20 protein-coding genes and 1 tRNA gene are annotated in these 21,602 nt (G+C 50.4%); 15 read left to right on the top strand and 6 right to left on the bottom strand.

Annotated elements, in window-relative coordinates; all coding sequences use genetic code 11:
* The first annotated feature begins 20 nt into the window (after positions 1-20).
* A complete protein-coding gene (gene cysS, locus Q0R57_RS01315; protein ID WP_294743158.1) occupies positions 21-1,529 on the top strand; it encodes a cysteine--tRNA ligase in 1,509 nt (502 codons plus the stop codon).
* On the opposite strand, the gene Q0R57_RS01310 is transcribed toward cysS, so the two are convergent.
* The 3 genes from Q0R57_RS01310 to Q0R57_RS01300 form a co-directional block, all read right to left on the bottom strand.
* Entirely contained in the window at positions 1,519-2,355 is an 837-nt protein-coding gene (locus Q0R57_RS01310) for a cysteine protease (RefSeq protein ID WP_294743156.1), read from the bottom strand. The two genes, cysS and Q0R57_RS01310, sit on opposite strands and share 11 nt — an antisense overlap.
* Positions 2,356-3,123: 768 nt before the next feature.
* Positions 3,124-3,225, bottom strand: coding sequence for a smalltalk protein (locus tag Q0R57_RS01305; protein WP_294743153.1), 102 nt, complete (start codon positions 3,223-3,225; stop codon positions 3,124-3,126).
* Between the two features lie 215 nt (positions 3,226-3,440).
* Positions 3,441-4,043, bottom strand: a complete 603-nt coding sequence (locus Q0R57_RS01300) for a DNA-binding protein (protein WP_294743147.1) — start codon at positions 4,041-4,043, stop codon at positions 3,441-3,443.
* Between the two features lie 1,003 nt (positions 4,044-5,046).
* Between Q0R57_RS01300 and mtnN the strand changes: the two genes are divergently transcribed.
* The 3 genes from mtnN to Q0R57_RS01285 all read left to right on the top strand — a co-directional run bounded on the left by mtnN (position 5,047) and on the right by Q0R57_RS01285 (position 7,457).
* Positions 5,047-5,703: a 5'-methylthioadenosine/S-adenosylhomocysteine nucleosidase gene (gene mtnN / locus Q0R57_RS01295; RefSeq protein WP_294743146.1), complete on the top strand. Its 657-nt coding sequence runs from the start codon at positions 5,047-5,049 to the stop codon at positions 5,701-5,703.
* A 96-nt stretch (positions 5,704-5,799) separates the two neighbouring features.
* Positions 5,800-6,294, top strand: a complete 495-nt coding sequence (locus Q0R57_RS01290) for an S-ribosylhomocysteine lyase (RefSeq protein ID WP_294743143.1) — start codon at positions 5,800-5,802, stop codon at positions 6,292-6,294.
* Positions 6,295-6,362: 68 nt separating this feature from the next.
* The gene (locus tag Q0R57_RS01285; protein ID WP_294743139.1) at positions 6,363-7,457 is read left to right on the top strand and encodes a hypothetical protein; all 1,095 of its coding nucleotides are present in this window, start codon (positions 6,363-6,365) and stop codon (positions 7,455-7,457) included.
* A gap of 54 nt (positions 7,458-7,511) precedes the next feature.
* Here the strand turns inward: Q0R57_RS01285 and typA are convergent, their stop codons facing one another.
* Positions 7,512-9,314, bottom strand: a complete 1,803-nt coding sequence (gene typA / locus Q0R57_RS01280) for a translational GTPase TypA (RefSeq protein WP_294743136.1) — start codon at positions 9,312-9,314, stop codon at positions 7,512-7,514.
* 67 nt (positions 9,315-9,381) lie between these two features.
* Positions 9,382-9,455, bottom strand: a tRNA-Met gene (locus tag Q0R57_RS01275).
* A 199-nt stretch (positions 9,456-9,654) separates the two neighbouring features.
* Between Q0R57_RS01275 and Q0R57_RS01270 the strand changes: the two genes are divergently transcribed.
* From Q0R57_RS01270 to Q0R57_RS01225, 10 genes are all read left to right on the top strand, one after another.
* Positions 9,655-10,053, top strand: coding sequence for an START-like domain-containing protein (locus Q0R57_RS01270; protein ID WP_294743133.1), 399 nt, complete (start codon positions 9,655-9,657; stop codon positions 10,051-10,053).
* A gap of 126 nt (positions 10,054-10,179) precedes the next feature.
* Positions 10,180-12,177: an LptF/LptG family permease gene (locus Q0R57_RS01265; RefSeq protein WP_294743131.1), complete on the top strand. Its 1,998-nt coding sequence runs from the start codon at positions 10,180-10,182 to the stop codon at positions 12,175-12,177.
* Positions 12,146-13,357: a bifunctional 3,4-dihydroxy-2-butanone-4-phosphate synthase/GTP cyclohydrolase II gene (locus Q0R57_RS01260; protein ID WP_294743397.1), complete on the top strand. Its 1,212-nt coding sequence runs from the start codon at positions 12,146-12,148 to the stop codon at positions 13,355-13,357. Before Q0R57_RS01265 ends, Q0R57_RS01260 begins: the two co-directional genes overlap by 32 nt.
* 135 nt (positions 13,358-13,492) lie before the next feature.
* Positions 13,493-14,689, top strand: coding sequence for a pyridoxal phosphate-dependent aminotransferase (locus Q0R57_RS01255; RefSeq protein WP_294743128.1), 1,197 nt, complete (start codon positions 13,493-13,495; stop codon positions 14,687-14,689).
* Positions 14,690-14,857: 168 nt separating this feature from the next.
* On the top strand, positions 14,858-15,688 hold the full coding sequence (locus Q0R57_RS01250) for a MotA/TolQ/ExbB proton channel family protein (protein ID WP_294743126.1): 831 nt from the start codon (positions 14,858-14,860) through the stop codon (positions 15,686-15,688).
* Between the two features lie 31 nt (positions 15,689-15,719).
* Positions 15,720-16,388 (top strand): biopolymer transporter ExbD, encoded by a 669-nt coding sequence (locus tag Q0R57_RS01245; protein WP_294743124.1) that lies wholly within the window; start codon positions 15,720-15,722, stop codon positions 16,386-16,388.
* A 3-nt stretch (positions 16,389-16,391) separates the two neighbouring features.
* The gene (locus Q0R57_RS01240) at positions 16,392-17,120 is read left to right on the top strand and encodes a biopolymer transporter ExbD (RefSeq protein ID WP_294743122.1); all 729 of its coding nucleotides are present in this window, start codon (positions 16,392-16,394) and stop codon (positions 17,118-17,120) included.
* A 21-nt stretch (positions 17,121-17,141) separates the two neighbouring features.
* The gene (locus Q0R57_RS01235; protein WP_294743119.1) at positions 17,142-17,978 is read left to right on the top strand and encodes an energy transducer TonB; all 837 of its coding nucleotides are present in this window, start codon (positions 17,142-17,144) and stop codon (positions 17,976-17,978) included.
* A 13-nt stretch (positions 17,979-17,991) separates the two neighbouring features.
* Positions 17,992-18,948, top strand: coding sequence for a substrate-binding domain-containing protein (locus tag Q0R57_RS01230; protein ID WP_294743115.1), 957 nt, complete (start codon positions 17,992-17,994; stop codon positions 18,946-18,948).
* 80 nt (positions 18,949-19,028) lie between these two features.
* Positions 19,029-20,468 carry a hypothetical protein gene (locus Q0R57_RS01225; protein WP_294743112.1) on the top strand — a complete coding sequence of 480 codons (1,440 nt, stop codon included), beginning with the start codon at positions 19,029-19,031 and terminating at the stop codon, positions 20,466-20,468.
* Positions 20,469-20,527: 59 nt separating this feature from the next.
* On the opposite strand, the gene Q0R57_RS01220 is transcribed toward Q0R57_RS01225, so the two are convergent.
* Entirely contained in the window at positions 20,528-20,698 is a 171-nt protein-coding gene (locus Q0R57_RS01220; protein ID WP_091813699.1) for a 4Fe-4S binding protein, read from the bottom strand.
* Between the two features lie 161 nt (positions 20,699-20,859).
* On the opposite strand from Q0R57_RS01220, the gene Q0R57_RS01215 reads away from it, so the two are divergent.
* Complete coding sequence (locus Q0R57_RS01215) at positions 20,860-21,600, top strand: porin family protein (protein WP_294743396.1); 741 nt, start codon at positions 20,860-20,862, stop codon at positions 21,598-21,600.
* The last annotated feature ends 2 nt before the right edge of the window (positions 21,601-21,602 follow it).

The following is a 21,602-nucleotide window of genomic DNA, read 5'->3' as shown; positions in this document are numbered from 1 at the left end:
TAATAAGGAGAAAACAGATTATGGAATCGAAATTGGTTATCTACAATACGCTGACGCGCCAAAAAGAGCGCTTCGAGCCGTTGCACGCCCCCAATGTGGGCATGTATGTCTGCGGTCCCACCGTCTATGGCGACCCCCATCTGGGTCATGCTCGCCCTGCCATCACCTTCGACTTGGTGTTTCGCTATCTGAAGCACTTAGGTTATAAGGTAAGGTACGTGCGCAACATCACCGATGTGGGCCACCTGGAGCACGATGCCGACGAGGGTGAGGACAAGATAGCCAAGAAGGCCCGCCTGGAGCAGCTCGAGCCTATGGAGATAGCCCAGTACTACACCAACCGCTACCATCAGTATATGGATGCGCTCAACGTGCTGCGCCCCTCTATCGAGCCCCACGCCACAGGCCATATCATCGAGCAGCAGCAGCTGGTGCAGCAGATTCTTGACAACGGCTTTGCCTACGAGAGCAACGGCTCCGTCTATTTCGACATCGAGGCCTACAATAAGAAGTTCAAGTACGGCATCCTCTCTGGTCGCAGCCTTGAGAACATCAAGGACGAGAGCCGCGAGCTGGCTGGCGTAGGCGAGAAGCACAATCAGGCCGACTTCGCCCTGTGGAAGAAAGCCCAGCCCGAGCATATCATGCGCTGGCCCTCACCCTGGAGCGACGGCTTCCCTGGCTGGCATTGCGAGTGCACAGCTATGGGTCGTAAGTATCTGGGCGAGATGTTCGACATCCACGGTGGCGGCATGGACCTCGTCTTCCCCCACCATGAGTGCGAGATAGCCCAGGCTCAGGCCTCTATGGGTCATCCTGCCGTGAAGTACTGGATGCACAACAATATGCTTACCATCAATGGTCAGAAGATGGGTAAGTCTTACAACAACTTCATCACCCTCGAGCAGTTCTTCACGGGCAATCATCCCTTGCTCGAAAAGGCCTACTCGCCCATGACCATCCGTTTCTTCGTGCTCTCTGCCCACTATCGCGGCACCGTCGACTTCTCTAACGAGGCCCTGCAGGCTGCCGAGAAGGGTTATGAGAAGCTGATGAACGCCATCGCCGACCTCGAGCGCATTCAGGTTTCCGACAAGTGCGATGCCGAGACCGAGAAAGTAGTCAAGGCCCTGCGCCAGAAGTGCTACGACGCTATGAACGACGACCTGGCCACGCCGCTGGTGCTGAGCCACCTCTTCGAGGCCTGCACCGTCGTCAACAAGCTCGTCGACCACAAGGCCACCATCTGCGCCGAATGCCTCAAGGAGCTCAAGGAGACCATGCACCTCTTCACGGAGGATATCCTCGGCCTCTCAACTCTTTCAACTTTCAACTCTCAACTATCAACTTCCAACAACGCTCGCGAAGAAGCCTTCGGCAAGGTTGTCGATATGGTGTTGGAGCTGCGTGCCAAGGCCAAGGCCGACAAGGACTGGGCCACCAGCGACAAGATTCGTGATGAGTTGGCAGCTGCCGGCTTCGAGGTCAAGGACACCAAGGACGGCGTCACTTGGAAGCTCAATAAATAAGATCTTTGTTCAAGAAGACCGCTATCGTCTTCTTCATGAAATATCCGTATGCGAGGTACATCAGTCCTCCATACGGATTTTCTTTTCCCCACGAGTTCTTCATGATGAAATAGCGATTGCCCTCCTCGTCGTGGGCCAGTCCCACAATCGCCATGCAATGATTGTCCGAGGTGCTGCCGTTCCATAGCGACGTCACGGCATAGCCCTCCTCCCAGTTAAAGCCCCATTCGCTGATGTCGCCCTCCCAGGCTACGCCGTGTCCCGTCCTGATGGCCCTCTCCGTGGTGCTCAGCAGCGAGTCCATAGGCAGGTTCAGACACTCACCCCTGTCCCAGTTGTCAGGCACGTCCAGCAGCGCCATCTCGCCGTAGGGTGCCTCGTCCGTCGACATCAGTCCAATGTATTCCCCTGGTGCACACACACTTCTCGCAAACTCCCCCAGCGTGTATTCACAGCCCAGCATATAGGCATGATGCGGCGGCAGATACTCTGTCGTGGGCATCGACTGATAGGGCACGGCACCATATTTCTGCAGCAGCCTCAGGGCCGTCAGGCAAGTGCCCCGTCCTGTTGATGGTGCCTCCGTCTCCTGCTCCATCATCCTTTCTATAAAGGCCACGGACAGGTTCACCGAGTCGCCTCGCATGATGTGCTCCGTCTCTATGGCGGCCAGCATGGCGTATGCCCAGCACAGCTGCGACGAGTCCTGGTTCTTCACAGGTGTGTAGCCCAGCACCACGTCGTCAGTCAGGTGCTGCGGCCGCTGTACGCAGCTGCCCATCAGCACCCCCGCCATCATCACCACCACTATCAGTCTCTTCATCATTCTTTCCTTTTCTTATCAGCCTGCAAGGCTGCGGTTAAGCGAGTGCCATGATGCTTGCATCGATGGCCGAGCGTGAGCAGGCTCGCAGGCTTCCAGCCTGCAAAGTTAATAAAACCTCCAATTCAATCCAAATTTTAAAGAATAATTTTGTAAAACTAGCGAACATATATTTTCACTTCATTTCTCCGTCTCTTTTTCTCGTTTTTGCAGATACTTTCAAAATTTTCTTCTGTTTTATTTGGTTTTTCAAATCTATTTTGTATCTTTGCACCGAAAAAAATTAACTTAAGACAAGTGCATTACGCAAACATACAAATTATTACGCCAGTCCGTGAAAGCGGACAGGCTCAACTGCCTTCCAAGGCAGGCCATTTTCATACAAAATAGTGTAGCACATTTTATAGATTGTTTTATATCATAAACGACATCTCCACCTGCTGTGAAGCCCGCGGAGTTTTTTTTACCCCAGTAAGCTCTGGGTTCTTATTTAAAGTATATGTACGTAGTTAATAGAGATTGACGTACTCCGCCAGCTGTGAAGTTAGCGGAGTTTTTTATGGTAAAAATGAGTCAGAGCCGTGTACAGCTCGGTCACAGAAGGGCATTAATATCATTGGTGGAAAAAAAGTCGTGATTAAGTGAATATAAGAAATAAAACATCAAAGGCACCAACTCTTCTCTGAGTCGGTGCCTTCGTTCTGTTCTAGTGAAGCGGACGGGTAGGGCAGAGCCTATCCTCCCTTCACCCTTCACCCGTCACCCTTCACCCTACATGATTCCCATGCAAGATGTCGTTCCCAGCGCAGTCAGCGCTGCCGTCAGTATCGATACGATAATCTGAATAACTGTCTTCCAACTTTCTTTCTTCATAGCTAATTAAAATTTTAATTGTTATTGGTTAAAGGTTGGGGCCCCTTTAATCATAGGGACAAGCCCCTATGCTAGGTTATTCGACCCCTTCGGGGCCCCTTGGTCTATTCTCTTTGACCTACGGTCTAGTCTGCTCACGCTCGGTAGAGCTCAAGCGAGCTTGGCTCTCCTCTCGCTTACTCGCAGCCTTCACCTTTCACCTTTCACCTTTCACCTTAGTTGTACCCGTCGTCACCACCTTCGCCGCCAGAGTTGCCTCCGGTGTTGTCACCACCGCTGGTGCCACCGCCCTGGGTGCCGCCGTTGCCTCCGTTCTGGGTGCCACTACCATTTTGGTTCTGGTTTTCGTTGCCACCCTCGTTTTCGGGATCTTCGACGTTACCCTCGTCAGTCGAGGTCACGCGCTTCACCTCCTTGCCCTCGCGGTCGTAGCAGGTGATCTGCACGGCAGTCTTCGACAACTCGTCCTTCAGGTCGACGTCAGGAGTGAAGATGATGCGTCGACTTGAGATGAGGCCAGCCTTCACCTTGTTCACGTCGTCCACGCTCTTGGCGCGCAGACCGAAGCGCATGGTGCCCAGTCCAGGCAGAGCCACGCTGTGGCCTTCTGTTGCCCATGCCTTGATCACCTCACCGGCTGCATCCCAGCAGGCCTTCATCACGCCCTGACTTACGCCGCTGCGAAGGGCAGCCTCCTTGATGACCTTCGCCTGGGTCAGGGTAGAGTACATCTCAGGCTTCATCACATAGCGGTACTTGCCCGCCGATTCCTTGTCAAACTTCAGCAGTCTTTCCACTGCCTTTACCTTAAGTGCCATAATTGTTATAAATTTTAAGGGTTGTAAAAATTTTTCCTCTTCCTTAAAACCTATTCCTTTGTTCCTCGATTTTGCGGTTATACTATGCAGAACTTCCTCGTGCACTAAGAAAAATTTTCTGTATGGCCATCCCGCAAATTTTAGACGCTTTTGTCTGTTTTGCATCTATGATGCAAAGGTACGAATTTTTCGCGACATATGCAAGAAATAAGCAATTATTTTTCAGAAAATTTACATCAGCAATCAAGCCCTCTTCCATTGTCGAGCAAGTTACCCACTTACCCAGTTACCCACCTATGACAGGAAGGTTTTTCAATTTGGGAAATAGTGTACTATAGATATTATATATATTATAATATATATAATATTAATAATAGATAAATTCTATTCTCTCTCCCAGTTCAACCCCCTTGATTTTCGGCGAGCACTTTTACTCGCTCATTTAGCTTACTAAAACCTTCCTGTCATAACTGGGTAAGTGGGTAACTGGGTAAGTTCTGGTATAGATAAATATGTAATGTACCTGTCCCATTGAGGTTATTCACTTATTCACTTATTCACTTTGGACATCTGTATTCTTCGATTTCTTGAAATAGAACTTTTATGTTATATATATTATATATAATATATATAACATAATATATAATTTGAATAAATTATCACACCACCATGTCTTGTCACCCATTTTCCTCATCTTTCCCCTCCCTTCCCGTTTTGAAAAACCTAAATGTCCAAAGTGAATAACTGAATAAGTGAATAAGTTCCCGCATACAGAGGAAGGGGGAAAGAGGAATGAGGATAGACCAAGAACCCCGAGGGGTCAAATAACCAAGCGTAGGGGTTTGCCTCTATGATGCCCGAAGGTCAAAGACGATGTGCGCTGACCCAGTAAATGGGTCGGTGCACTTTTTGTTTCTGTTTATTAATGTTAATTGTTTGGTTGTTTCAGAAATAGTTGCTAATTTTGTCAATTCAGTAACGAATATAAGGTTTAGATACGCTTATGAGAATAGGAATTATAGTGGCAATGGACAAGGAGCTGCGGCAGCTGCAGCAGGTGTTTAAGGATAGTGACGTCATCGTAGAGAAATGTGGCATAGGCAAGGTGAACGCTGCGCTGGGTGCACAGCGGATGATCAACACCTACAAGCCGGACTGCATCATCAGCAGCGGATGCGCTGGCGGCAACGGCGACGACATCAACATCCAGGACATCATCGTCAGCTCGGAGCTGTGCTACCACGACGTGTATTGCGGCAGAGCCATCGACGACACGACGGTATATGGACAGGTGCAGGGACTCCCCGCACGTTATCAGGCTGACCCTGAGCTGCTGAAGAAGGCGCTGAGCATTAAGCCTGCGGATATCAGACTGCATAAGGGGCTGATAGTGACGGGCGACTGGTTTGTGGACTCGAAGGAGAAGATGCGCGAGATAATTGGCCATTTCCCTGAGGCGAAGGCCATCGATATGGAGTCGTGCGCCATAGCTCAGACGTGCTATATTAATAAGGTGCCGTTTATCTCGTTCCGAGTAGTCAGCGATATTCCGCTGCGCGACACGGATGCCTCGCAGTATCATAACTTCTGGGATACGGTGGCGGAGAAGTCGTTTGAGACGACAAAAACGTTCGTTGAGAAGGTGAAAAGTGAAAAGTGAAGGCTGCTAGTAAGCGAGAGCAGAGCAAACTTGTTTGAGCTATGCCGAGCGAGAGCAGACTAGACCGAAGGTCAAAGGTGAAAATAATTAGTAATTATGGAGGTAATACAGAGTTTTACGATAGACCACACGCAGCTGAAGCCAGGTATCTACGTGTCGAGAGAAGACAAAGGGTTTACGACGTTTGACCTGAGAATAACGGAGCCCAACAAGGAGCCGGCAGTAGCCCCAGCAGCGATGCACAGCCTGGAGCACCTGATGGCTACATGGTTCAGAAACAGTGAGGCGAAGGACGATGTGGTGTATGTGGGACCTATGGGATGCCTGACAGGGATGTATATCATCATGACGGGCAACTACTCGGTAGAAGATATGCGACAGCTGACCATGCGTTGTCTGGAGTGGATACTGACACAGACGGAGGTGCCTGCCACACGTCCTGAGGCCTGCGGCAACTACCTGCTGCACGACCTGCCGATGTGCCTGTGGGAGAGTCGCCGCTATCTGGAGCGATTGAAGAACGACTTCCACTGTGAGTACACGAAGCTACAGGTGGTGCTGGATGACGGCAAGGTATTTGCCGACGCATAATTTGACTTTCCCTTCGGCCGTCGACCGTTGGTTCTGTGATATCTGTGTGACATTAATATCTGTGTGAGATGAAAAGAATCTGTGCAATCATACTGACTTTGCTGCTGATAGTGCTGACGGCTGCCGCCCAGGATAAGGCGGAGCAACTGAAGCATATCAGGGAGGTGTATGCCCATGCCCACCAGAAGGCGGCTGACAACGGCAAGGGTGGCAAGGCGCCGATGGATGTGTTCATCAGCCAGATAGACATGGGGATGGCCGACGCAGAATATAGCGTGGAGGAGGATACCGAGACGCGCTATTTCTTTGAACGTGCCAGCGTTGACAGGGAGGAGGACTTCCCAGGGAAAGCGGTGTGCTACCTGATAACCAGAAACTGGATGGCAGACGGACATACGAACTACCGCGAGATGCTGTTCGACCCAGTGAAGGGACACCTGCTGTTCTCGTTTATGAAAGCGGAGACACATGCGGGTTTCAAGGTGGAGACACGCTATTACTACGACGAACAGGGACGGTGCATAGAACAGAAACATAAGGTGCAGGACGAGGAGACCACGGCGGACAGTCACAGCTGGAGCTCATGGGACGGTGACCTGGAGATGGGCAGAAACGAGCTGGCGCTGTTTAACCAGATTGTCAACACGCGGCCGCCCTACGAGGAGGTGGGCAGCGCACCTAACCCTGCCACCACACCCAAGGCGCAGCGGCTGAAGGAGATTCGCGCCGCCTATGCCCAGGCTAAAGAGAAGATGGCAAAGAACGACAAGGGCGACGGCGTGAAAAACGAGATAGAGATAATGGTGAATGACCAGATGAGTGAGGACATTCCTCCCTCTACCACCAGGCTGAAGTGCTACTATGAGCATGTGAACAAAGACGAGCTGTTTCAGCATTGTTACTTCATCACAGAGAAAAGGGAGTCGATGTACGAGGAGAGCTACGAGGAGTATCTCACAGACCCTGACCCAAAGAGTGAGAGCCTGATATTCAACTACTGCAAGGGGACGTTAGAGGGCATCGATGTGGAGATGCGCTACTACTACGACGACAACGGATATTGCGTGGAGTCGAAGGTGTCGGATATGGTGGAGGCGGAACCTGTGCAGGTGAGAAACAAAGCCGGATACCTGTTTGATATCTTCGATAGGATCATGAAATAAAAAATCCCTCGCCAACAGGCGGGGGACTTTTGTTTTATGTTTCAAGTTTCATGTTTACTGACGGGCAGCCTTCTTGCGCTGGTCGTGGTCGAGGATGACCTTGCGCATTCGCATGGACTTAGGCGTGACTTCGACGAGCTCGTCTTCCTTGATATACTCGAGGCACTCCTCCAGACTCATCACCACCTTGGGGATGATGCGGGCCTTCTCGTCAGTACCAGAGGCACGCACGTTGGTGAGCTGCTTGGCCTTGCAGACGTTGATGACCAGGTCGTTGTCGTGAACATGCTCGCCAACCACCTGACCCATATAGACATCCTCGCCCGGGTCGATGAAGAACTTACCACGATCCTGCAGCTTGTCGATGGCATAGGCATAAGCGTTGCCCGTCTCGAGGGCAATCATAGAGCCATTGACACGACGCTCAATCTCACCCTTATAGGGCTGGTACTCCTTGAAGCGGTGGGCCATGATGGCTTCGCCCTGAGAGGCGGTGAGCACATTGGTGCGCAGACCGATAATGCCGCGTGAGGGGATGTCGAACTCAATATTGGTGCGCTCGCCCTGACTCTCCATAGACGTCATCTCGCCCTTGCGGCGCGTCACCATGTCAATCATCTTCGAGGCAAACTCCTCGGGCACGTTGATGGTGAGCTCCTCGATAGGCTCGCACTTCACACCGTCCACCTCTTTATATATAACCTGTGGCTGACCCACCTGCAACTCGTAGCCCTCGCGACGCATGGTCTCGATGAGCACAGAGAGATGGAGCACACCACGACCTGAGACAATCCACTTATCAGTAGAGTCCTCGAAAGGCTCCACACGCAGGGCGAGGTTCTTCTCGAGTTCCTTCTCCAGGCGGTCGTTGATATGTCGCGAGGTGACAAACTTACCCTCCTTGCCGAAGAAGGGTGAGTCGTTGATGGTAAACAGCATAGACATCGTGGGCTCGTCGATGGCGATAGGCGTCATGGGCTCGGGGTTCTCAAGGTCGCAGATGGTATCGCCAATCTCGAACTTATCCAGTCCGATGACGGCACAGATATCTCCACAGTCAACAGAGTCGGTACGCACATGGCCCATACCTTCGAAGGTGTGGAGCTCCTTGATCTTGGTCTTCTCCATAGAGCCGTCGCGATGGCTGATGGTAACCTGCATGCCATCCTTGAGCTGTCCGCGATGCACACGGCCCACGGCGATGCGTCCCTGATAGCTGCTATAGTCGAGTGAGGTGATGAGCATCTGGGGGGTACCCTCAATCTGCTGCGGAGCAGGAATCACCTCGATAATCTTATCTAATAAATAGGTAATGTCTGTGGTGGGCTTGTTATAGTCCTCACCCATCCAGCCGTTCTTGGCAGAGCCATAGACCACAGGGAAGTCAAGCTGGTCCTCGGTGGCATTGAGTGAGAACATCAGGTCGAACACCATCTCGTAGACCTCCTCAGGACGGCAGTTGGGCTTATCGACCTTGTTGACAACGACGATAGGCTTCAGACCTATCTGCAGGGCCTTCTGCAGCACAAAGCGTGTCTGGGGCATGGGGCCCTCGAAGGCGTCGACAAGCAACAGGCAGCCGTCGGCCATGTTCAACACACGCTCTACCTCGCCGCCGAAGTCGGAGTGACCCGGGGTGTCGATGATATTGATTTTGACGCCCTTCCAGTTGATACTCACATTCTTGGAAAGGATGGTGATGCCACGCTCACGCTCCAAGTCGTTGGCGTCGAGCACTTGGTCACTAAGATTCTGTCCCTCACGGAAAAGATGTCCTGCCAGCATCATCTTGTCAACCAACGTCGTCTTGCCGTGGTCTACATGCGCTATGATGGCAATGTTTCTAATGTCTTGCATATACTAATACCTTAAAAAAAAGTGCCGAAGAAACATCCCTCGGCACAATCCTGCATTTCGTTGTAAGTAGCGGGAGCCGGGATTGAACCGGCGACCTCATGATTATGAATCATGCGCTCTAACCAGCTGAGCTATCCCGCCATCTGCTCGTAAGCGGGTGCAAAGGTACTGCTTTTTAAGTGAAAAGTGAAAAGTGAAAAGTGAAAAGTTTTCTTTGTTAACGTTTTTTATGAATTTGGTTTTTTTTTTCTTCCTTTTGAGCGGTGTTTTGTAACCTTTTTTGTACCTTTGTAGCCGAAATAACATAATTCCCTAATGGCGAATGACTAACTTGAACATTATGCAGAAACAACGATTAAGCTTGGAATATCCTCTTTCAGCCCGCAAGCCGGATCTTCTGTGGCAGCTGTTGAGCACTGACCACGGACTGGAGCGATGGTTGGCCGACCGCGTTGTTGAGGACAACGGCGTGTTGAATCTCACCTGGGGCAACCCCTACGGCGAACACCACACACTGAAGGCCAACATAGTGGAACGACAGAAAAACAGTCATATACGCCTCAGATGGGTGGACGAAGAAGAGGACGACGCCTTCTGGGAGATGCGAATAGGTCGCAGCGAGCTGACTGACGAACTGTGTCTCTTTGTAGAGGATTATGCTTATGCCGAGGATATCGACGACCTGCACGAGCTATGGGACGGCAATCTGGACCGTCTGCACCAGTCGAGCGGGTTCTGAAATAAAACTGAGGAGTTGAAGGATTGAAAATTGATAATTGATAATGAATAATGCTTAATAACAGATAATTTTCAATTATCAATTATCAATTTTCAATTTTTATCACTACCTTTGCAGCCTGTTAGCATGTTTAGAATAAAAAAGTTAGACATTTTTATTACCAAGCAGTTCGGGTTGCTGTTCTTGGGAACTTTCTTCATCTGTCTGTTTGTACTGATGATGCAGTTCCTGTGGCGCTATGTGGACGAGATGATTGGTAAGGGCCTCTCGATGGAGGTGCTGGCACAGTTCTTCTGGTACATGGGTCTGGGACTGATGCCGCAGGCCTTCCCTCTGGCCATCCTGCTGTCGTCGCTGATAGCCTACGGTAACCTGGGTGAGAGCTCGGAGCTGACTGCCATCAAGGCGGCAGGTATCTCGCTGATGCAGTCCATGCGTTCGCTGATTGTCTTTGTCTGTCTGATTGCGGGAATCTCGTTCTTTTTCCAGAATATCGTGGTGCCTTATGCTAACAGACAGTTTGCACAGTTGCTGATATCGATGAAGCAGAAGAGTCCGGAACTGGAAATCCCAGAGGGCATCTTCTACGACGGCATACCTAACTCGAACCTCTACGTAGAGAAGAAAGACCTGAAGACGGGTAAGCTCTACGGTATCATGATCTACAGACAGTCGCACACCTACGAAGACCAGACCATCATCCTGGCAGACTCAGGTATGCTGCAGTCTACTGAGGAGAAGATGCACTTGCTGCTGACACTATGGAGTGGAGAGTGGTTTGAGAACATGAGGTCGCAGGATGTGGGAGGTACTGCCGAGGTGCCCTACCGCCGTGAGACCTTTGCACATAAGACTATCGTGCTGGACTTTGACGGTGGCTTCAACCTTGCCGACATGGCAGGAATAGCTGGCGACGCCACCTCGAAGAACGTGGTGCAGATACTCACAGACCTGGACTCTATCCGTTTAGCACACGACTCGATAGGCAGGGCCTTCTATCACGAGGCATGTAACTACACGCTGTTTGCAGCGCAGCTGCCTGCCGAAGACTCGGTAAGGCTGAAAGCCACGCCAGTGGAGGAGATGCCGGACATCGACACCCTCTATGCCCACCTGAATAAAGACCAGCAGCGTGATGTGACGCGTATTGCTGCACGACAGGCTCAGAATGCTGCCAACGACCTGGATATGAAGAGCGACTATGCGAAATACTTCAACCGCAATGAGCGTATACACATGATTGAGGCCATTGGTAAGTTCACATTGGCACTGTCGTGTATCATCTTCTTCTTTATAGGCGCACCGCTGGGAGCCATCATCCGCAAGGGCGGTCTGGGTGTGCCTGTCATCATCTCGGTGCTGGTGTTTATCGTCTATTACATATTCGAGAACTCCGGCATGCGTATGGCTCGCGACGACAACTGGACGGTGTGGTTCGGCAAGAGCATCTCGACACTGGTGCTGGCGCCCTTGGCGGTATTCTTCACCTATAAGGCCAACGGCGACTCCACCGTATTTAATATTGATGCCTATAAGATGCTGGTGATGCGGATGCTGGGACTACGCATGAAACGTAATATCGCATGGAAGGAGGTTATCATCGATGAGCCGAAATACCGTATGGATGCCACCATGCTGCAGACCATCAACGAGGATATAGCCATCTATTCCGAGAGTCACAAGCTGTTGCGCTGGCCTAACCCCATCAACGTGTTCTTCAAGGCTGGAGACGATCATGAGATAGAACATATCAATGATGTGTTGGAGACGGCTATCGATGACCTGGGATACACACGCAACAAACGGGTGTTGCATGAGCTGAACAACTACCCCATACTGGCCACTCACGCCCACACCAGACCTTTCGGCCGCAAGTGGCTAAACATCATCAGCGGACTGCTGCTGCCGTTGGGCATCTTCTTCTATTTCCGCATGCTGCGCTTCCGCTTCAGACTCTATCGTGACCTGAAAGAGATTAATAACACCAGCAACCGACTGCTGCCGTTAATACAGGAGTTGGCAGAAAAGCAGAAGGATACATTGGTTGACGAGACATATAAAGACTATACAAAACTTGAAATACAACAAAATGATGGAGACAATCAAGCTGAACAAGATAAGTGAAGCCATCGACGACTTCCGTGAAGGCAAGTTTGTCATAGTGGTTGACGATGAAGACCGCGAGAACGAAGGCGACTTGATATGTGCCGCCGAGAAGATCACACCAGAGATGGTGAACTTCATGCTGAAATATGCACGAGGCGTGCTCTGCGCACCTATCACCCTGAGCCGCAGCGAGGAGCTGGACCTGCCCAGGCAGGTCAGCGAGAATACCTCGGTGCTGGGTACTCCCTTCACCGTCACCGTAGATAAGCTGGAGGGATGCACCACTGGCGTGTCGGCACACGACAGAGCAGCCACCATACAGGCACTGGCCGACCCAACGTCGAAACCCGAGACCTTCGGACGACCAGGACATATCAACCCGCTCTATGCACAGGACAACGGCGTACTGCGTCGCAGTGGACATACCGAGGCTGCCATCGACCTGTGTAAGCTGGCAGGTCTCTATCCTGCTGGTGCGCTGATGGAGATTATGAACGATGACGGCACGATGGCTCGTATGCCCGAGCTGATGGTCTTTGCCAAGGAGCACCAGCTGAAGATTATCACCATCAAGGACCTGATTGCTTACCGACTACAGCGCGAGTCGCTGATTGAGGTGGGTGTTGAGGCTGACATGCCTACGGAATACGGACACTTCCGTATCATTCCCTTCCGTCAGAAGAGCAACGGACAGGAACATTTCGCACTGATCAAGGGAGAATGGAAGGAAGACGAGCCCATCCTCGTGCGTGTTCATTCTTCTTGTATGACAGGCGATATACTCGGTTCGCGACGCTGCGACTGTGGTGAACAGTTGCATAAGGCCATGCAGAAGATAGAACAGGAGGGCAAGGGCGTCATCGTCTATATGCAGCAGGAAGGTCGCGGCATCGGTCTGATGAATAAACTGGCAGCCTATAAGTTGCAGGAGGAAGGTTACGACACTGTGGATGCCAACCTTTGCCTGGGATTCAAGGCTGACGAACGCGACTATGGCTGCGGAGCACAGATGCTACGCCATCTGGGAGTACATAAGATGAGACTCATGACCAACAACCCCGTGAAGCGTGTAGGACTGGAGGCTTACGGACTGGAGATAGTAGAGAACGTACCCATCGAGGTGACTCCCAACCAGTATAACCTGCGCTACCTGAAGACCAAACAGGAACGCATGGGCCACACGCTGCATCTTAAATAGGTGAAAGGTGAAAAGTGAAAGGTGAGAGAAAAAAAGGTAAAAAAGTAAAAAGGAAAGAATAAAATGACGCAAAAGTTCGTTTAGAAGCAATAAAATGATTACTTTTGCAGGCTGAAAGAAACATTCTGAACAAATATGGCACAATTATCCAACCGTTTGCAACGACTTGCACCCTCGGCCACACTGGCTATGTCGCAAAAAAGCTCTGAGATGAAAGCTCAGGGTATTGACGTGATTAATCTGAGCGTCGGAGAGCCCGACTTTAACACGCCCGACCATATTAAGGATGCTGCCAAACGCGCTGTAGATGAGAACTACTCACGCTACTCGCCCGTTCCTGGCTATCCTGAACTGAGGAAGGCTATCGTGGAGAAGTTGAAGCGCGAGAACGGACTGGACTATACCACTAATGAGATTCTGGTGAGCAATGGCGCTAAGCAGAGCGTTTGCAACACCGTGATGGCACTGGTGAACCCAGGTGAGGAGGTAATTATCCCTGCTCCCTACTGGGTGAGCTATCCGCAGATGGCCCTGCTGGCAGGCGGTACCCCCGTCTATGTGGAGGCTACTTTCGAGCAGAACTTCAAGATGACACCCGAACAGCTCGAGGCTGCCATCACCCCGAAGACTCGTCTGCTTATCCTCTGTTCGCCCAGCAACCCAACTGGCTCTGTATATAATAAAGAGGAACTGCGCGCACTTGCAAACATTATTCTAAAACATGAAGATTTGTTTGTGCTGGCCGACGAAATCTATGAGCACATCAACTACGTGGGACACCACGAGTCAATAGCTCAGTTCCCTGGCATGAAGGAGCGCACCATCATCGTCAACGGCGTCAGCAAGGCTTATGCTATGACGGGCTGGCGCATCGGCTATATCGCAGCACCCGAATGGATTGTGAAAGGCTGTAACAAACTGCAGGGACAGTACACCAGCGGACCTTGCTCGGTGAGTCAGAAAGCTGCCGAGTTTGCTTATACGCAGAGTCAGCAGTGTGTAGAGGACATGCGACAGGCTTTTGAGCGCCGTCGTGACCTCATCGTGGAGCTGGCACGTCAGATTCCAGGACTGGGTGTGAACGTACCAGAAGGTGCCTTCTATCTGTTCCCCAAATGTAGCAGTTTCTACGGCAAGAAGACGCCTGCTGGCAAGACCATCGAGAATAGCACCGACCTGGCGATGTATCTGTTGGAGACAGGTCATGTGGCTACCGTTGGAGGTGACGCCTTCGGCGATCCTGATTGCTTCCGCATGAGCTATGCTACTAGCGATGACAACATACGCGAAGCGATGCGTAGGATTGCCGAGGCTCTAAAATCGTTAAAATAAGCGTTAAATGTAGTTAAACTCTGCCGAAGTAATCGTTTTATTTGCTACCTTTGCGAGGTCAAAGTGCCCATTGGCGTTTAGCCATTGGTGTCTCTATAGCTAACTAGCGTTAAATCGAATAAAAAATACAAGTCATTCATTTAATAACTTAAAAACAAAACAAAAATTATGGCAACAACAAAACCTGCTGCTCCTGCAGCAAAAAAGTCAAGCAGCGTCGGTATTAAGGACGCTATCTGGGTGATCGTCATTTGCGCTATCATCGCTTTCTTGAACTTCTTCCTGAACTTCGGACAGTCAAGCAACTTCGAAGGTGGCGATCCCGCCGGTTCTCCTCTGAACATCTGGGGTACCATCTACAAGGGTGGTGTTATCGTGCCTGTGATCCACACTCTGTTGCTCACCACTATCTTCATGGCTATCGAGCGCGTACTCGCTCTCAGCAAGTGTATCGGTAAGGAGAAGCTCGCTGCTTTCCTCGCTAAGATTAAGGCTGACCTGAAGGCTCTGAACTTCGACGCTGCTCTGCAGCACTGCAACGCTCAGGGTGGTTCTGTAGCTAACGTTGTTCGCGCTACCGTTATGGCTTACAAAGAGGCTGACGCCGCTCAGGGTGTGAAGAAGGAAGTGAAGATTGCTCGCATCCAGGCTGCTCACGAAGAGGCTATCGCCGTTGAGATGCCTACACTCACAATGAACCTCCCCATCATTGCTACTATCGTTACTCTGGGTACTCTGACTGGTCTGCTCGGTACTGTGGTAGGTATGATCAAGTCATTCCAGGCTCTGGCACAAGGTGGTGGTGGTGACTCTGTTGAGCTGTCTGCTGGTATTTCTGAGGCTCTGATTAACACGGCCTTCGGTATCGGTACTTCTTGGCTCGCTGTTGTATCTTACAACTTCTTCACCAACCGTATCGATAAGATTTCGTTTGCACTCGACGAGATTGGTTATTCACTGGCTCAGACCTACAACGCTACACACGCAGACGAGGCTTAATTTTGTCTAACCCTTTAAACTTTTTACTACTATGGGTAAGATAAAAATTAAGAAAACAGACGTCTGGATCGACATGACGCCCATGTCGGACGTGATGGTGCTGCTGCTGACGTTCTTCATGCTGAGTGCAAACTTCACGAAGAACGAGGTGGTGAAGGTGGTTACGCCTGGTTCTACAACTATGGCTAAGGTATCTTCATCGGCAGTGCTTGACATCACGATCGACCCCGAGGGCCGCGTGTTGATGGCAACAGACAAGACCGTGACGCTGGAGAAAGCTCTGGAGCAGATGCTGAAGGAGCGCGAGACCACGCTCACACCTGAGCAGAAGAAGGAGTTCCTCGTCAGTCCACAGGTTGGTATTCCCGTGAAGAGTCTGCCCGAATTCCTGGGAAGAACACACGAGGACCAGGTGAAGCTGCTGAAGAGCACGGGTATCCCCACCGACAGCTTGCAGAATCGTGAGGACAAGATGAGTGAGTTCCAACTCTGGGTGAAGGCCATGAAGAATGGCTATAAGGAGTGGTATAACGACCTTGAGGATGCCGAGAAGATTGGCGTTGCCAATAAGCTCGAGATCTGCATCAAGGCTGACAAGACCACACCCTACAGTGCAGTGAAAATGGTTATTGCCGAACTGCAGGATATCAACGAGAGCCGCTACAAGTTGGTTACACAGTTAAAGAAATTGGAGGAATAAGCTATGGCAAAGAAAAAAGAAAGCAAGCAGAAAAAGATGAATGTCCGCGTCGACTTCACGCCGATGGTGGATATGATGATGCTTCTTATTACCTTCTTCATGCTGTGTACTACCCTGGCAAAGCCTCAGGCTATGCACCTGACCATGCCTGCCAAGGATGACAACATGACTGCTGAGGATAAGGATAAGTCGAAGACAGAGCAGACCATCACGCTGTATCTGGCTGCCGACGACAAGTTGTACTACTACATCGTGGACAAGAAGGAAGACTTCGGTAATCCCGAGTTCCTGAAAGAGACCACATGGGGTAAGGAAGGTATCCGCGAGGTGCTCCGCAACCACCGTCACGCTCCTGCAAAGGTGCTGATGGATGCCAAGAAGCAACTCGATACCTGGTTCAACAATCTGCCCAAATCTCAGCAGGAGGCCAACGACTCAGTCTATAACCGCGCACTTATCATGATTAAGAAAGGTCATGTGGACGTGGTACAGAACAACGAGCTTGTCAAGGCCAAATATGAGAAGGTGGATCGTGATATGAAAGAGTACACCGAGAGCGACATGGTGCCCACACTGGCTGTGAACATCAAGCCTCTGGACAACTCTAACTACGACAATCTGGTGACTATCCTCGATGAGATGCAGATTTGCTGTATCGGTAAGTACGTGATCGATAAGATCAACGACAAAGATTCAGAGATTCTGTCAGGTAATGGCATCGCTATTGAATAACCCATTAAAAAGGAAAGAACTATGTCAAAGATAGATCTATTAGACCAAAAATGGATTGACCTCGTGTTTGAAGGCAAAAACGAGGCCTACGGTGCTTATGCCCTTCGTCAGGATACTAGCAAGCGTAATCTCTTTGCTATGCTGGCACTCTTCGCCGGACTTATCGCTATCGTGGCTACCTTCCTTATCGTCAACGTGGCTTCTGAAGCCATTGCACGAGCACAGGCAGAGCACGAGACCGAGGTGACGCTTGAGCAGATTGAAGAAGAGGCTGAGGAACAGGAAGAGGAAGAGGTGGTCTACGAAGTTGAGGAGCTGGAGCAGCTCGTGGCTGAAGAGACTGTCATGAACTCTGAGAAGTTCACCGCCTACGAAATGGAAGATGACGCTCCCGAACAGGTAACGAAGACACAGGATGAGGTCGCACAGAGCGACGTCGCCATCGGTGCCATCGACTATGACCAGGGTAGTGACGAAGCTGAGCACGTGCTGAAAGTGAACGAGAAAGTGGTGGACGAGGTTCCCCCTGCAGTTGAAGAAACCAAGGTGTTCGACGTTGTAGAGCAGATGCCACAATATAAGGGTGGTGACCAGGCTCTGATGGATTACCTCAACAAGAGCATCAAGTACCCGGTTATCGCCGAGGAGAATGGTATTCAGGGACGTGTGGTTTGTACGTTCGTTGTGGAGCGCGACGGTTCTATTACCGATGTAAAGGTAGTACGTTCGGTTGACCCCTCACTCGATAAGGAAGCTGTGCGTGTGCTGAAGGCTATGCCGAAGTGGATTCCTGGTAAGCAGAACGGTTCGGCTGTGCGTGTGAAGTTCACTCTGCCTGTCACCTTCAAACTCCAGTAAGCATCAAACAAAAATGAACAGATCCCAATTCAATATTCTTTTAATTGGATTGTCACTCTTTATAGGCTTGTTCCCCTCATGTGGGAACAAGCCTTCTGACGATAGATACATGGCGCAATGTAAGTACTTTGCTGCCGATGAAAGTCTCAGTCCCATTATCGATGAGGAACTGGACATCTTCAATATGAAGAACAAGCGCGACTCCATATATCCGCTCTACATCAGTGAGCAGGAGGCTATCGAGAAACTGATGAACCAGGAAGTGCTTCTGGTGTTTACCACCCGAAGACTGACTCCCAAAGAAGAAGAATCGCTGAAGGAACTGAAATATAAGCCTACGTGCACCGAGCTGGCCTACGATGCACTGGCACTCATTGTCAATAAGGCAAACCCAGACTCGATGATCACCGTCGAGAACTTCCGTAAGATTATGTCGGGTGAGGTGACATCATGGGAAGAACTGAACCCTGACAATCATATGAAGAAGATTAAGGTGGTATTCGACAATCCCAAATCGGCTACTCTGAAATTTGTGGTCGACTCCATCATGCAGGGTAAAGAGCTGAAGACCGATGGCAACGTACAGGCTGCGATGACCAGTGCCGAGGTGGTGGAATATGTTGAGAGCCACGAGAACGCTATTGGTGTGGTAGGTAGCATCTGGCTCAACGACCAGCGCGACACCACCAATCTTATTTATAACCGCACTATCAAGGTGATGCGGGTAAGCCGAGCCTCTGAGGCTACACGTAGCAACAGCTACACCCCTGACCAGTATAACATCGCCTACAATTACTATCCCTTTATCCGCACCCTCTATGCCATCTGCATTGACCCGCGTTCTACAGGTGTGCCTAGGGCCTTTAAGAATTTCTGCTGGCTGCCAAACCCTGGTCAGCTCATCTTCTTCAATGCAGGTCTTTTCCCTGCCCGTGCAGAATACTCCGTCAGGGATGTGGTGATAGAGTGATTAAACGTTTTAACATTTGAATCATCAAAAGAACATAGGATATAACAACACAAGTCTCACTATTTTAAACCAAAATGATTATGAAGACAATGAAATATTTACTGATGGGTGCTCTGCTGTTTGGATGCAGCGCTAGCACAATGGCACAGACCGGCACAAGCGCCGATATTGATGCCTTGAAAGAGATTATCAAGAACAAGCCTGCCGACTATGACAAGCAGGTGAAGAACTACGTGAGCAAGAACAAGAAGAATGCCGAGAACCTGGTGGCATTCGGACGTGCCTTCTTCGAGGCTGAGGATTCTGTGAACGCTAAGGAGTGTGCCATGAAGGCCAATGCGCTGAAGAAGAATAACTATGCTCCTGCCTATATCCTGTTGGGTGACCTGGCCGCTATGGGCGACAGAGGCGGTGAGGCTGCCAGCAACTACGAGCAGGCTATCCTGGCTGACCCCAAGAACCCCGATGCATACCGTAAGTATGCCATCGTATATAGCAGGGTAAGTCCTGAGGGTGCTGTGGCAAAGCTTGAAGAGTTGCGCAACGAGGTTCCCAGCTATCCCGTTGACCGTCTCATTGGTCATATCAGCTACAGCCAGCAGCGCTATGCTACTGCTATCGAGGCCTTCTCAAAGGTTTCTACCAGCGAGCTGACCCGTATGGACTTCATTGAGTATGCCCGTGCCCTGCAGCTGGCTCGTAAGTACGACGAGTCACAGAAGGTTGTAGTGGCTGGTCTGGCTAAGGAGCCCCTGAACGCCACCCTGAACCGCTTCGCCATGATGAACTGCAACGACCTGAAGCAGTATTCTGAGGCTCTGAAGTATGCTGAGGTGCTGTTCACCAAGGTTGACAAGGACAGCGTGAAGCTCTCTGATCTTGACTATCAGAATTATGGTAAGGCCCTCTTCGGCAACGAGCAGTTTGAAGAGGCTATCGCCAAATATAAGGAAGCTCTGGCACAGCCTGGTGAGGATAAGAGCCTGCATGCTGACCTCTATAAAGGCATCTCTGACTCCTACAAGAGCCTGAAGGACTATCCTAACGCCATTGAGAGCTATCAGTCATACCTGAATGCTAAGGAAGACGCTGACGCTACCGATCAGGCTGGTCTGGGTCTGCTGCAGAACAGCTACGCCCGCTCACTCGAAGGTGAGGCTAGGGCAGAGGCTTTTGCAAAGGCTGACAAGATGTGGGAAGAGCTCGCTGTGAAGTTCCCCGATGCTGAGGAGTATGCTCTCTGGCAGCGTGGTCGCCTGATGGCTCAGCAGGATACTGACCTGACTGGTCTGGCTAAGGCTAACTTCGAGCGTCTCATCGAACTCGTCACAGCTCACGAGGAAGTTGACGCTACCGATAAGACCCGTCTGTTCGACGCTTACTCTTACCTGATGCGTTACAACGTGAAGCAGAAGAACAACAAGGCAGCCTACGAGAATTCAAAGAAACTGCTGGAACTGCAGCCCGACGATGCCGAAATCAAGAAGGTGGTTGAGGCGCTGGAGAAAGCAGCAAACTAATACAACCAAAAAGGGAGTTCCAATCGGAACTCCCTTTATTTTTTATAAAGCTAAAAGGATTAGCCCAGGCTGATAGCCTCAGAAGGACAAACGCTAGCGCAAGTGCCGCACTCTGTGCAAGCATCAGCGTCGATTACATACTTGTCTGCACCCTCAGAGATAGCCTCAACGGGGCACTCACCTTGACATGTACCGCAAGAGATACAGTCGTCTCCAATTACATATGCCATAATTCTTAAAGTTTGAATAGTTAATACTTAATTATTGTGATGCAAAGATACGAACTTTTTTCGTAACAATACCAAACTTTAGGTATCTTTTTTGCCAATTTATACAATGTCGAAATAGCAACCAGGACAATAAGACGTGTTTTTTCACGTTATTGATAATGATGAAACGTCTTATAACAGTCATATTGCTCGTCGCTATCGGCCTGACAGCAGCGGCGCAGAAGCGTAAGGTTCAAAATAAACCTTACATCGATTTGCGTCCCTTCCATTTCGGCATCAGCATGGGTCTGAACCTGCAGGATGCCGAGATGAGCAATGTGGGTCCACAGTTGTTAGAAGACGGAACCATGCGTACAATCACTTGTGACGTTGACAACTGGAACCCAGGCTTCAGCGTGGGTGTGCTGGGCGACTTCCGCCTGAGCGACAACTTCAACGTTAGGATATCACCAACCATGCATTTCGGTTCGAAGCATCTGGTATTTCGTGACTTTAATGACCTGAATGATGCCGGACATCCACGTGAGACGACACAAGACCTGAAGAACAGCTATCTGGCTATTCCTCTCGACCTGAAGTTCTCAGCACCACGTTTTAACAACTACCGGCCTTATGTTGTAGCAGGTTTCAGTCCAATGATCAACCTGGCAGGCAAGGACCAGGACTATGTCCGTCTGAAACGTTTCGATGCGATGGTGAACGTGGGTCTGGGTTGTGACTTCTACCTGCCTTACTTCAAGCTGATTCCTGAACTGAAGTTCTGTTATGGACTTACCAACGCCCTCGATAAGGATCACGTCAACGAACTCATTGACGTGAACAAAAGAGTCTACGCCAATAGTATCAATGGCGTAGACGGTGTGCGTACCAAGATGTTTCTCTTTACGCTTTATTTCGAGTAATA

Source organism: uncultured Prevotella sp. (genome assembly GCF_946407605.1).
Lineage (GTDB): Bacteria > Bacteroidota > Bacteroidia > Bacteroidales > Bacteroidaceae > Prevotella.
This window is presented reverse-complemented; position numbering and strand designations above follow the sequence as displayed.